Origin of the sequence: Roseivirga sp., from assembly GCF_049099775.1 — a bacterium.
In the GTDB taxonomy this organism is placed as follows: Bacteria; Bacteroidota; Bacteroidia; order Cytophagales; family Cyclobacteriaceae; genus Roseivirga.
Genome location: NZ_JAGDZM010000001.1, coordinates 178,131 through 190,023, shown reverse-complemented (window position 1 = coordinate 190,023; position 11,893 = coordinate 178,131). Strand labels below are relative to the sequence as shown.

At 38.9% G+C, this 11,893-nt stretch carries 12 protein-coding genes; 7 read left to right on the top strand and 5 right to left on the bottom strand.

Annotation, left to right across the window (positions count from 1 at the left end):
• Positions 1 to 65: 65 nt before the first annotated feature.
• Positions 66 to 1,313: a competence/damage-inducible protein A gene (locus JXQ92_RS00850; protein ID WP_421984684.1), complete on the bottom strand. Its 1,248-nt coding sequence runs from the start codon at positions 1,311 to 1,313 to the stop codon at positions 66 to 68.
• Between the two features lie 22 nt (positions 1,314 to 1,335).
• Positions 1,336 to 2,508, bottom strand: a complete 1,173-nt coding sequence (locus tag JXQ92_RS00845) for a trans-sulfuration enzyme family protein (protein ID WP_421984683.1) — start codon at positions 2,506 to 2,508, stop codon at positions 1,336 to 1,338.
• Between the two features lie 233 nt (positions 2,509 to 2,741).
• Here JXQ92_RS00845 and JXQ92_RS00840 point away from each other — a divergent pair, with 233 nt between their 5' ends.
• From JXQ92_RS00840 to JXQ92_RS00820, 5 genes are all read left to right on the top strand, one after another.
• Positions 2,742 to 3,530 (top strand): DUF6503 family protein, encoded by a 789-nt coding sequence (locus JXQ92_RS00840; protein WP_421984682.1) that lies wholly within the window; start codon positions 2,742 to 2,744, stop codon positions 3,528 to 3,530.
• Positions 3,531 to 3,850: 320 nt separating this feature from the next.
• A complete protein-coding gene (locus tag JXQ92_RS00835) occupies positions 3,851 to 4,351 on the top strand; it encodes a nucleoid-structuring protein H-NS (protein ID WP_421984681.1) in 501 nt (166 codons plus the stop codon).
• 22 nt (positions 4,352 to 4,373) lie between these two features.
• Positions 4,374 to 4,955, top strand: coding sequence for a hypothetical protein (locus JXQ92_RS00830; RefSeq protein WP_421984680.1), 582 nt, complete (start codon positions 4,374 to 4,376; stop codon positions 4,953 to 4,955).
• Entirely contained in the window at positions 4,952 to 5,785 is an 834-nt protein-coding gene (locus JXQ92_RS00825) for a hypothetical protein (RefSeq protein WP_421984679.1), read from the top strand. Before JXQ92_RS00830 ends, JXQ92_RS00825 begins: the two co-directional genes overlap by 4 nt.
• On the top strand, positions 5,772 to 8,207 hold the full coding sequence (locus JXQ92_RS00820; RefSeq protein WP_421984678.1) for a hypothetical protein: 2,436 nt from the start codon (positions 5,772 to 5,774) through the stop codon (positions 8,205 to 8,207). Before JXQ92_RS00825 ends, JXQ92_RS00820 begins: the two co-directional genes overlap by 14 nt.
• Here JXQ92_RS00820 and fabF read toward each other — a convergent pair.
• On the bottom strand, positions 8,204 to 9,448 hold the full coding sequence (gene fabF, locus JXQ92_RS00815) for a beta-ketoacyl-ACP synthase II (RefSeq protein WP_421984677.1): 1,245 nt from the start codon (positions 9,446 to 9,448) through the stop codon (positions 8,204 to 8,206). The genes JXQ92_RS00820 and fabF overlap by 4 nt on opposite strands.
• Positions 9,449 to 9,450: 2 nt before the next feature.
• The gene (locus tag JXQ92_RS00810) at positions 9,451 to 10,047 is read right to left on the bottom strand and encodes a TetR/AcrR family transcriptional regulator (protein WP_421984676.1); all 597 of its coding nucleotides are present in this window, start codon (positions 10,045 to 10,047) and stop codon (positions 9,451 to 9,453) included.
• 188 nt (positions 10,048 to 10,235) lie between these two features.
• On the opposite strand from JXQ92_RS00810, the gene JXQ92_RS00805 reads away from it, so the two are divergent.
• Both JXQ92_RS00805 and JXQ92_RS00800 read left to right on the top strand, forming a co-directional pair.
• Positions 10,236 to 10,787 carry a DsrE family protein gene (locus JXQ92_RS00805; RefSeq protein ID WP_421984675.1) on the top strand — a complete coding sequence of 184 codons (552 nt, stop codon included), beginning with the start codon at positions 10,236 to 10,238 and terminating at the stop codon, positions 10,785 to 10,787.
• Positions 10,788 to 10,860: 73 nt separating this feature from the next.
• Positions 10,861 to 11,403: a DsrE family protein gene (locus JXQ92_RS00800; protein WP_421984674.1), complete on the top strand. Its 543-nt coding sequence runs from the start codon at positions 10,861 to 10,863 to the stop codon at positions 11,401 to 11,403.
• Positions 11,404 to 11,406: 3 nt separating this feature from the next.
• Here the strand turns inward: JXQ92_RS00800 and JXQ92_RS00795 are convergent, their stop codons facing one another.
• A complete protein-coding gene (locus JXQ92_RS00795) occupies positions 11,407 to 11,691 on the bottom strand; it encodes a hypothetical protein (RefSeq protein WP_421984673.1) in 285 nt (94 codons plus the stop codon).
• Positions 11,692 to 11,893 lie beyond the last annotated feature (202 nt).

Sequence of the window (11,893 nt, the reverse complement as noted above, 5' to 3'; positions counted from 1 at the left end):
CTAGCGGTTTAAAACGTTTGCACAGAAAGACAAAAGTAAGTCTTTTGCCAAATATTATCAATGTTTTAGTCCTTTAAACTTTTCCTAACCAAATTTAATATTGCTATCTCTGTCAATTCGATATTTAATATTCTATTTTTAGTCAATTGCAGCTTTTTTGCAATGGTTTGGTTCCCGTCGGCATAGGCAATCCATACAGTACCAACTGGTTTCTCTTCTGTTCCGCCACCAGGACCTGCAATACCACTGCTGGAAGCTCCAATATCGGCTCCAAATGCCTTTCTTACGCCCTCAGCCATTTCCTTTACACATAATTCGCTCACTGCCCCATGTGCTGCTAATGTTTCTTCTTTGACACCTAACAGATTGACCTTGTGGTCATTGTGATAGGGAACTACGCCACCTTGAAAATAGGCCGATGACCCTGCAATACTTGTTATTTTGTGTTGAACGTAACCTCCTGAACAGCTTTCGGCCAATGCGATGGTTTTACTCTTTTCAATCAGCATTTCGCCAATTGCTTTTTCTAAAGTCATATCATCATAACCGTAGACATATTTTCCAGCAATCTCTAGAAAACGATCAATGAGTTTTTGTACTTCTTCTGTCAATAACGCTTTGTCTTGGCCCACCGCGGTTAGTCTAAGTTTTACATGACCAATGCTAGGTAAATAGGCTAAGGAAATATGTTCAGGAAGAGACTCCTCCCAGTCTTTAACTTTATCAGCAAGAAATGACTCTCCAATACCTACTGTTTTGATGAGCTTGTGGTAAATGACTGGAGTTTGGAAGGTCGTTTGTAATTTCGGAAGCACACGGGTGGTCATGAGGTTCTTCATTTCATAGGGTACACCAGGCATAGAAACAAAAACCTTATTATCTCGCTCATACCATGTGCATGGCGCCGTACCTAAGTCATTGTGTATTACCTCCGCTACCTTCGGAACCAAGGCTTGGTTCTTATTCATTTCGGTAAAAACCCGACCTCGTTTTTCGAAAAATTGTCTAACGTGCTCAAGTACATCATCGTTGAGTATGATGTCACTATCGAAATACTTGGCCAACATCGGCATCGTTAAGTCATCATTGGTAGGTCCTAAACCACCAGTTATAAGTACGATGTCAGCTCTTGCTTCTGCTTCTTCGAAAGCCGTTAGGATGTCTATTTCCGTATCGGCTACCGTAGTTTTTCGCACTACTTTAATTCCCAATTTATCGAGCTCCGCACTCATCCATTGAGAATTAGTATCAGTTATTTGACCATAGAGAATTTCGTCTCCAATGGTTAGAATTTCAGCAAGAACTTTACGCATGAATTTTTATTTCTATTTTCTATTAATTGATCAATGCCTGATTTATGTCGGCCATGATATCATCAATATGCTCTAAACCTACTGAGATACGGATTAGTTCAGGAGAAATTTCAACGGCTAGCCTTTCTTCCTCACTGAGTTTTGCATGTGTTGTTGACGAAGGGTGGGTTACAATAGTTCTACTGTCTCCAAGATTGGCAGTCAGGGAACACATTTTAATTTTATTGAGGAATTCTATCCCGTTCGAAAGCCCCCCTTTTATACCAAAACTTACGACACCACCACCACCAGTCATTTGTTTTCTCGCAATGTCATATTGTGGGTGACTTGGTAGAAATGGATATTTAACCCATTCCACTGCTTCATGATCAGAAAGGAATTTGCTTAAGGCAAGTGCGTTGCTGCAGTGACGATCCATTCGAACAGCCAGCGTTTCTAGACTTTTCGATAAAACCCAAGCATTAAAAGGCGACATGGCTGGCCCTGTACTTCTACTGAACGCATAGATTTCGTCAATTAAATCCTTACTGCCAACGGTTATGCCTCCTAGTACTCTGCCTTGTCCATCAATAAACTTAGTAGCCGAATGAATTACCAAATCAGCTCCATATGTAATTGGTGTTTGTAGATATGGGGTGGCGAAGCAGTTGTCAACGACGAGTATTAAACCATGTGTTTTGGTGAATTTCCCCAACCACTCTAGGTCTACCAAATCAATGGCTGGGTTAGTGGGAGTCTCTACATAAACAATCTTGGTTTCTGGCCTAACAGCTTCAAACCATGAGTCAGTATTTTTTATATCGACATACGTAGTTTCAATATTCCATTTTGGAAGAATTTTGTTAAAAACGGTATGCGTTGAACCGAAAATCGATCGGCAAGAAATTATATGATCACCACTTGAAAGCAGGGCTGCGAAAGTTGAAAAGACTGCTGCCATACCAGAGGCGAAAGCATAGCCTGCTTCAGCTTTTTCCATGGCACAAATCTTATCAACCAGCTCTTGAGTATTGGGATTACTGAACCTGCTATAGATGTTTTTATCGATTTCGCCTGCAAAGGCTGCCCTCATTTCCTCAGCGTTTTCATAAGTAAAACTAGAAGTCATGTACAGTGGCGTCGCGTGTTCCTGTGCATGCGTGGTCTCAATTTGAGTACGGACTGCCTGTGTTTCGAATTTGCTAGACTTGGCCATGTGTAAATTTCTTTTGAACAAAGATAAGTGCTGATTTTACTCTAATATTCTGTCTGTTGAAATCTTTTTTTAGAAGGTGTTACAAACAGATGTGAGTGACTCGTCGTTTGTCTGACATTGAATTATATCAGTGGTTGAGAAACCATCATCTTGAAACCTTAGGTTTGTGTTACTTTTTTAAATCCTCGAGTGTATAGAATTCTATTATTCAGGATTATACTAAAAATTGAATTATGAAAAAGACCTTATTTCTGTCCCTAATTGTCACCTTGATGGCGTGCGAGGGCACCAAAACTGAATCTACTACAGAAGTTGTAGTGAAAGAGGAAGTATCTAAAACGGACCATCATATTGAAGCTATTGCTAAGGTGTTCAATGCGCATGGTGGATTTGACAAATGGACTGACTTAAAACAACTGTCTTACGAAAATGGTGGACAAAAAACACTAGTTGAACTTCAAAACAGGTATACAAGAATAGATGCTGAAGGTCAGACCGTAGGATTTGATGGAGATCATGTATGGGTTAATCCTCCGAGTGAAAATGCACCTAGACAAAGAATGCGTTACAACCTAATGTTTTATTTCTATGCATTTCCATTTGTTATAGGAGACCCTGGGATTACGTATGAGGATTTAGGTCAAAAAGAATTAATGGGTAAAACGTATAATGGAGTAAAAGTATCTTACGGCGATGGTGTTGGGGATTCTCCAAAAGATAACTACATCGTTTATTCTGATCCTGAAACAAACCAAATGCATTGGTTAATGTACACGGCTACCTTTGGTGGCGGAGAAGCCAGCGACAGATATAGCTTAATTAAGTATGATGGTTGGAAAGAATTCGAAGGCGTTATTTTACCAAGTTCTCTTCAGTGGTATCAATACCGAGATGGGGTAGTTGGTGAACCGCGAGGAGGCGCTAGAGTTTTTGAGAACATCCAAGTGTCTAAGGAATTTCCGGCTATGGATAATTTTTCAATGCCAGAAGGAGCCCAGGACATTACAAACCCAGCCTCTTAGTTTTTAGACTAGATGTTATTAAAAAGCCTGAATCATTGAGTTGATTCAGGCTTTTTATATTGAGCCAATTGTATTTAATCGTTCTATTTGCCCTCTGACATTATTTGATGACCAGTTTTATAAATCGATAACAACAGTTTCGAAATTAAGCCGTAAATTCATCTATCTGTTAATTCAACAGGTCATACCTATCATTTACCTGTAATAGTGTCTACAGGCAATCCGTAATGCTACATTGTCTAGTAGAAACGCATTGTTTACCTTATATTTTAATTAGGAACACAAGTTGCTTCTTGTTGCTTATTCAAAAACTATAAAAGATGAAAATCGAAAACACTCCATTGATTAAATCCTTAAAGGGCCTCGCCTTTATTGGACTGGTTATGCTTATGACTGCTTCGTGTAAGAGTAAAAAAGCGGTAGCCGATTTACAACCTGAAACTCCTGAGCCGGAAGTAGTCGATACGCCAGCTCCAGAACCTGAGCCTGAACCACAACCGCAGCCAAAAGTGGAAGAGCCATCGGCTGAGGAGGTGTTAACAAATAGACTGAATTCCTATTTCTCTGGAATTGCAAATGCTTCTTCTATAAGTGCTGCCAACAATAATATCAATGAGGCAACAAGGCTATTCAGTAATGGCGATGCTCCAGTGCTTATCATTTTTTACGCTGCCAATGGCCAAGAAGACTTTGATGAACCCACTACTATCTCTAAGTATTTGAATTACGTAAAAGATCAGGGTAAGAATCCGCATAAAGTAAAAGAAATGGTACTCGATGCACAGGGTAGGGTAAAGGAATTGGTGCTTGTAAAAAAGTAGTATAACTCATTTAGAAAAAGACATGAAAAACTATATATCAAAAATATCTATCGCATTAGTTATGATCTGCTTTATGGGTTTGAGTTTAAGTGCTCAGAACGCCGTCGATCCTAACAGAGAAAAGGCCATCGATTCACTGGCACTTGAAAAAGTAAAGGATCTTGGAAAGTACATTAGCATTATCGGCAATAAGGATACTCCATTTTCTGAAGCCACTCGAGTTATGGATCGCGCTGAAGAGCTTTTTGCCGCAGGTAGCGAAATGGGCGTTTCATCACTGGCTGAAGAAGAGATCAGTTATTACAAAGTAAGAGAGTATTTTAAGCGACTAATGGCACTCAACTATTCAAAAGTTACAATTGAATGGTATGATGTACAATATATCTCGGACTTAGAACGTCAACCTGATGGAAAGTATGTAGGCGTTGTTACGGTTTACCAAAAATTTGAAGGCCGCAGCGGTGATTTACTTCAATACAAGGACACTACAAAAAAGGATATCACGATTTACGTTGAGAAAAAGCAAACGCAAATTGCAGGTAGAACAGTAGAGTTTTGGGATGTAATCCTTGGAGATATTAGAGTGTCGGAAACTTCAGTATGATCAAAAAAGTATTTGTATTTATAGTAATAGCTACCCTCTGTACTGGCTATGCTTCTGCTCAAATTGTCAGCGATGATTATCAGATAGAACAGCAGCTTTTAGCCAGTACAAAACAGCTAAATCAATTTTTTAAACGCTTCAACGGTGAAGAAACCAATCGTGGTGATGAGCTAGAACCGGGCGACAGGAGATATAGAAATGCCAGGTTAAGGAAGCGCTATCTCAATATCTTATTCGATGAAGAGCACGCTCAAATCAGTAAGAATGTAAAGAACAAGTTTATCGATGTAGCAACAAATGCTCAAAATGCCCAATTCTTAAGTCTGAGGTCTAAAGACTGGTTTGCCGTGGTTAATACCACTTTTGAATACGAAGGGAGAGAACAGCCTTTGACCCTTTATATGGAAATTCAAAAAGAAGGCTTAGGCTACGAATGGGTAATCTCCGATATATCATTTGGCGCATATGATCAGCTTTTCGATAAGCAACGAGGCGAAACAAAGGAGTTTTTACACCCAATGAGCCATGAACTAGACTTTATGAACTTACGGAAAGCATTGGTTCAAAACGGGAGCCCAGAATCCTATACTTTGGCCGATTATAAGCCGGATTATTTGACCCTCTTTCTTTACGAAGTGAAAAAAGGCATGCTAAAGTTTAAAACTGTTGAAAATCTTAAATATCACTTCTTCTCATTAGACGGCTGGTATTTTTCGTTGAATAACTACAATCGGTCAGGATTAAATAGCGGTTGGTTAATTTCTGACCTTGCTGAAATTACTAACACTCAAAAAGATCAGTTACTCAAACTCATCTATGGTAAGAACTAAAGTACTCTTACTCATATGCCTTCTTACTTTCAGCACATGGTCGTTTGCACAGAACGAAACCCCGGCTGACAGTATTGCTGACCCTGAAAAGGAACAAGTGACGGCTATGGTCGAAGCGCTTGAGTTTTATTTTAACCTGTTAGGTGCTAAACGTACGACCGCCAAGGAAAAAGAAACGATTATCAATCAAAGTTACACCAAGCTCTTTCGAGATGGTAAAGTACAAGTGGAAGACGATCTTCAGGAAAATAGGTCAACTCAGATTTTCAAAGATGTTCAAGCTTATTTAAAAGACGTTGACTTCTTCTTTCAGGAAGCAGTTTTTGACTTTGAAGTAAGTAATGTAGAAAGACTTTATCAGCCTGATAGTACGCCATATTTTAAAGCGGAAACCATCAGGAATTTAACTGCGACAGGCATAGAAGGAGATACGCTCAGAATTGCCGGGCAGAGATTTATCGAATTAAATTTCGATAAGCCAGGAGGGGAATTAAAAGTTGTGAGTATCTATACCAAAAAGATCAATCGCGAGAAACAATTACGGAATTGGTGGCTGACGCTTTCTTTAGGATGGAAGAAGATTTTTCAAGATGAAATCGGAATTTACGACGATAGTTTAACGACCGACGAGTTAACCAGAATTGCGGAAATGGATTCCCTTGATTTGGCCAACAACGATCAGATCATTTCACTAGAACCAATTTATGTCCTCACCAATCTCTCATATCTACGCTTGAGCAATACTTTTATTAGTGATTTATCGCCACTAACCGCAATAAATAGTCTTAAAACCCTTGACGTCTCCAATAGCTCAGTGTATGATTTAAGTGTGCTGAAGTATCATACAGGAATTGAAGAAATGATACTCTTTAATAGCCATGTAAAAGACTTTTCAGTACTCGATTCTTTTGGAAAACTAAGGCGCCTCAATTTGAGTAATGCCAGCGGTCTGGATTTTTCATTTGTCAATACATTAAGTGTACTAAAAGAACTACAGCTAACGGGTGTAGATGGCATTGACAAGATAGAATTTTCCAATCTGATAGCACTGGAGAAACTTGATTTGCACCAAAGCGATATAGCTTCTTTAAACGGATTTGAGGTTTTAAATGACTTAAAAGAGCTGAATCTCAGCGAAACGGTCATAAATGATCTTTCGCCATTGGCTTCTCTAAACGACTTAAGGATTTTAAAGATTAATAACACCAAAGTTTCAAGCATTGCCACACTGAAAAAAGCACCAGCGCTTGAGAAGGTTTACTTAGATGGATTGGAAATCAGCGACCCTGAAATCAATGCGTTTATGGATGCTCAACCAAAGACTTTGTTAATTAGAAATCTTGATGAACTTACCACATGGTGGAATGGTTTATCGGCAGAATGGAAAGCCAGATTATCAGAACAGATAACGCTAAATGAGCCACCAGGAGAGGCACTAGTTTTGCTTTTAAACATTCAGTCGCTCGATGCCAATAATGCTGGTATTAGGACCCTTGAACCTGTAGCAAAACTGAAGCGACTTACCTATTTAAACGCCAGCGATAATAATATTAAGAGTCTTATTGGAGTAAGTGACCTGAATTCATTAGAAGAAATCAAACTGAATAATACGAATGTCAATGACTTTACCCTGATAGCAGGACTCAGCAACTTAAAAACAATCGAAGCGGTGAATACCAGTGTTAGAAATTTGGATGGTATTGATGGCCTGAAAAAGCTAGTTTCTTTAAATGTTGATGGTGCACCAATACGGGCTGAAGAAGTAGTTAAACTGCTTGAATCCAATGAAACATTAGAAGTAAAATTTCAAACTGCTGCACTTAATAGTTGGTGGGAAAACCTGAGTAGTACCATGAAAGGAATTTTCACTAAAACAATGGCGATTACTGGCAAACCAAGTTCAGATAACCTTCATGCGCTCACCAGAAGATCAGAATTTTCCATCAATGAAACTATTGAAGGGAATGACCTAACAGCATTTGAAAAGTTCTACCGATTGGAGGCGCTTTTATTGACTAGAACAGGATTAAGTAACCTAGATTACATGCCCAATAAAGAGAGTATAAAATCGTTGAGCATAACTGAATCTCCTTTAAGCGATCTTACTTCAATTCTGAAATTCAAATCCCTCACAAGGTTAAATATTAGCAATACAGCAGTTAATGATTTAAGACCTTTGGCGGTGTTGACTGACTTGGAAGAGCTCAATTGTTCGGGGACAAACCTTAAGCGTTTACGCGGACTAGAATACCTACTAAAATTGCAGAAACTCGACTGCTCCAATACGAGTATCAACCGATTAGATAGACTCTATAAATTAACTGAACTAACCGAAGTCACCTGTTTCAATAGTCGATTAAAATCAAACGACATTGATGGTCTAAAGGCTGCCCTACCTGATGTAAAGATCGTTTTTTACTAAGTGGTAAACTTCTTGAAAATCGCCGTTGCGATATGTCCGCCAAACCCAAACGTGTTACTCATTGCGTAATCAACCTTTCGAGCTTTTGCCTTACCGAGCGTTAAGTCGTATTTATCCGCCCATTCCGGTTCTACTGTAGTTGTATTGATGGTTGGCGGTATAATATCATCGGCCGTGGCCATAATACTGGCGATTGCCTCAATAGCACCCGCTGCTCCCAATAAGTGGCCAGTCATTGACTTAGTCGCGCTAATACTCAAGTCATTGGCACCACCAAAAACACGTTCGAGTGATTTCAGTTCACTGATATCACCCATAGGGGTAGAGGTGGCATGCATGTTTACATAGTCGATTTCATTGGCCGAGATTTCAGCCTCACGAAGTGCTTCTTTCATACCTAAATAAGCACCTTCGCCATCTGGGTGAGTGCCGGTTAAATGATAAGCATCAGCAGCCATGCCACCACCAGCTACTTCAGCAATAATGTCAGCACCCCTGGCTTGGGCGTGTTCTAGTGATTCAAGTACCAAAGCACCCGCACCTTCACCCATTACGAACCCATCACGACTCGTATCGAAAGGTCTTGATGCTGTTAATGGATCATCGTTTCTCGTAGAAAGTGCACGAGAAGCATTAAAACCTCCAATACCGGCGATGGTAATTGGTGCTTCAGAGCCACCTGTGATAATCATATCTGCTTTTCCCCAGCGGATATGGTTGAAAGCATCTAAAATGGCAGTGGTTGATGTAGCGCAAGCTGAAATAGTGGTAAAGTTTGGTCCTCTTAATCCATATTTAATGGAAATGATACCCGATGCTATGTCAGCTATTATTTTTGGAATAAAAAAGGGATTAAAACGAGGTGTTTCTCCATTTTTAACGAAGTCAATCATCTCATCCGTAAATGTTTGGATTCCACCGTTTCCCGACCCCCATATCACACCAATTCTGTTAGTATCTAAGCTATCAAAATTGACTTTTCCATTCTTCAAAGCTTCCTCCACTGCCACTAATGCATATGAGGTAAAAGGATCATAGCGTCTTGCTTCACTTTTTGGAATAAATGCTCCCAAATCGAAGTCTTTTAGTTCGCAGGCAAATTTGGTTTTAAATTTTTCAGTGTCGAAGCGTGTGATTTCTGCCGCACCACTTTTTCCGGCTTTTAAGTTTGTCCAAAAGTCATCTAAATTATTTCCAATTGGGGTTAGTGCCCCCATAGCGGTTATTACTACTCTTTTCATAATTAATTTAGTTTGAGTTCGCGCTGTACGAACGATTTTAATTGACGAGTAACCTGCATAAAATATTCAGGTTCATCCAAAGTCTTGGCAATCAAAATACCGCCCTCTACTAAGGCAATGAATGTATTCGAAAAAGCTATAGGGTCAGTTTCGGCTTTTATTTCAAATTGTCGTTGACTATCTATGATAATGCCAGTCAATTCCTGCTTCCAAAGGGTGAAAGTCTCTTTTACTTTTTGTTTTAGAACAGGGTAGGCATCGTCGGCCTCAATCGCTGAATTCATTAAAGGGCATCCACCGTTTGCTGAGATATTAGCATAGTGGCTTTCGTAAAAGTTAATTAAAGCTAAAAGCTTATCAATGGCCGTTCCACTAATTGCTAAAGATTTGTAAAGCCCTTTCTGAAGAAACCTTAAGTTATATTCAAAACACGTCATGGCTAATGCGTCCTTATCAGCGAAATTTCCATAGACAGCACCTTTCGTTAATCCAGTGGCACTAGTAATGTCTGATAGACTTGTGCCATGCACACCTTTTTTATTAAAAATAGGTGCGACTTGTGCGATGATAAAATTTCGAGTTCGCTCAGCTTTTGTCATATTTAAGATAAAAATATACTGACCGGTATATTAATTCAAGAAAATGTTAGTTTTTCTTTTCTGCAACAGACCAGTGTATCCTGCGTTCATCCTAAATATGGCCTCTTTTTATACATTAGACCTATATTCCATGGTCGGTTTGAAATAGAGCGTAGTTTTCTCGTCCTTGTTCTAAACTCTTAATAATTATGAAATTCAGAATAACACTTCTTTTACTCTTATCAATTGGGCTCAACTTTTCTTATGGTCAAGAAGAAAAAAAGTGGGAAAACCCAATCATAAAAAACTACGGAGGCATATTGGATTTGGAGGGTATTGATGTAGCCCCTGATCCGAATTTGGAATATAAAATACTCGTTGAGCTAGTTTTTAAAATGGACAATAAATCAAAGCGACCTGCATTTGCAGCTGTTAATATAGCGCGTTTGATGAATTTACATGGTGTTGGCGGTGTTAAGCCGGAAAACTTGAAGGTTGTAGCTGTGATCCATGGACGAGCTACTAGTTCTGTACTGAATGCTGAGGCTTTCAAGGAAAAGTATGATAAAGAGAGTCCATATGTTCCACTTTATAAAGAGTTAATGGACGCTGGTGTTGAGGTGGTAGTTTGCGGACAATCCTATGTCAATTCAGGCTATAATTATGACCAATTGATCGATAACGTAAAAGTAGGCACCTCTGCTTTGACGACCATTACAACATATACTCAGAAAGGATACACTTACTTTAAGTGGGACTAGTCAATAGATGAATGTTTAATTGATTTATTCTTCAAAATTGTGTCTATTGACCGCTGGATAAATCAATCATACTATGAATTCTCGTAAAAGCGTTTTTCTCTTATTCTTCGCCCTTTTTATTGTCAATATTTCTCTTGCTCAGCAGAGGATTAATCCTGTAATAAAGAATTATGGAGGTATTTTCGATGCGCCACATGCTACTGAAAAGCCTGATCCTGATATGGAGTACAAAGTCATTGTCGATATTGTGACTGCCGACTCTAAAGTGAGTGAGCCATTTTATTCTATTGTTAATGTGGCGCGCCTAATGAATTTACATGCCATGGGTGGGGTGAAGAAGGAAAATATGAAAATCGTAATGGCAATACATGGAGGTGCCGTTTGGTCTGTTTTGAATAATGAAAAATACAATGAGAAATATGGAATTGACAATCCACACATTCCCTTATTCAAAGAACTGCAAGATGCCGGAGTTAAGATTGTTGTTTGCTCTCAATCTATGATGGGACGTCAAATTGACCATACTAAACTGGCTCCGGGTTTAGAAACAGCCACTTCAATGTTGACGACAATGACAACTTACCAATTGAAGGGCTATGCGGCTCTAAAATTCTAAGCTTTAAGTTATCCTTTGTAGTGTCATCACTAAGAATGATATCAGAAATATTGACATTCCAAATCCGATAAGAAACATAAATCTAGCGCTCGACTTTTGTTTACGTCGAGCGTTTTCTTTTCTAATCCTCAAAAGCTCATCAAAATCAGTAGTTATATTGACCTTTTTAGGCTTTTTTATGAGAGAATCTTCCATTCTATCGCCGTAAATACTTCTGGCTTTGGCAAAAGCTTTTTTAGGTTTATTCTCTTCAATTTGCTGTTTAATATGTATTGCTGACCATCCCATGTTATCTCGTTTTAATACCCCCTATAGATTGTTTTTACGAGAATTAACAAGTTATTTCCAGTGGTTCATGGTTAGCGGTCGGCAAGTATGTTAACCGTTTATTTATTAGATTCTCCTAAATAATTAGGAGTTTGTTAAAACTATTTGCGAAACGAGTTCATCTAAAGGTTGTAGAATACGAATAAACCTTAGATGAATAAAG

Bases quoted from the DNA above. Each gene is read 5' to 3' on its own strand.
- JXQ92_RS00850 (WP_421984684.1), bottom strand. From the start codon at position 1,313: ATGCGTAAAGTTCTTGCTGAAATTCTAACCATTGGAGACGAAATTCTC.
- JXQ92_RS00845 (WP_421984683.1), bottom strand. From the start codon at position 2,508: ATGGCCAAGTCTAGCAAATTCGAAACACAGGCAGTCCGTACTCAAATT.
- JXQ92_RS00840 (WP_421984682.1), top strand. From the start codon at position 2,742: ATGAAAAAGACCTTATTTCTGTCCCTAATTGTCACCTTGATGGCGTGC.
- JXQ92_RS00835 (WP_421984681.1), top strand. From the start codon at position 3,851: ATGAAAATCGAAAACACTCCATTGATTAAATCCTTAAAGGGCCTCGCC.
- JXQ92_RS00830 (WP_421984680.1), top strand. From the start codon at position 4,374: ATGAAAAACTATATATCAAAAATATCTATCGCATTAGTTATGATCTGC.
- JXQ92_RS00825 (WP_421984679.1), top strand. From the start codon at position 4,952: ATGATCAAAAAAGTATTTGTATTTATAGTAATAGCTACCCTCTGTACT.
- JXQ92_RS00820 (WP_421984678.1), top strand. From the start codon at position 5,772: ATGGTAAGAACTAAAGTACTCTTACTCATATGCCTTCTTACTTTCAGC.
- fabF (WP_421984677.1), bottom strand. From the start codon at position 9,448: ATGAAAAGAGTAGTAATAACCGCTATGGGGGCACTAACCCCAATTGGA.
- JXQ92_RS00810 (WP_421984676.1), bottom strand. From the start codon at position 10,047: ATGACAAAAGCTGAGCGAACTCGAAATTTTATCATCGCACAAGTCGCA.
- JXQ92_RS00805 (WP_421984675.1), top strand. From the start codon at position 10,236: ATGAAATTCAGAATAACACTTCTTTTACTCTTATCAATTGGGCTCAAC.
- JXQ92_RS00800 (WP_421984674.1), top strand. From the start codon at position 10,861: ATGAATTCTCGTAAAAGCGTTTTTCTCTTATTCTTCGCCCTTTTTATT.
- JXQ92_RS00795 (WP_421984673.1), bottom strand. From the start codon at position 11,691: ATGGGATGGTCAGCAATACATATTAAACAGCAAATTGAAGAGAATAAA.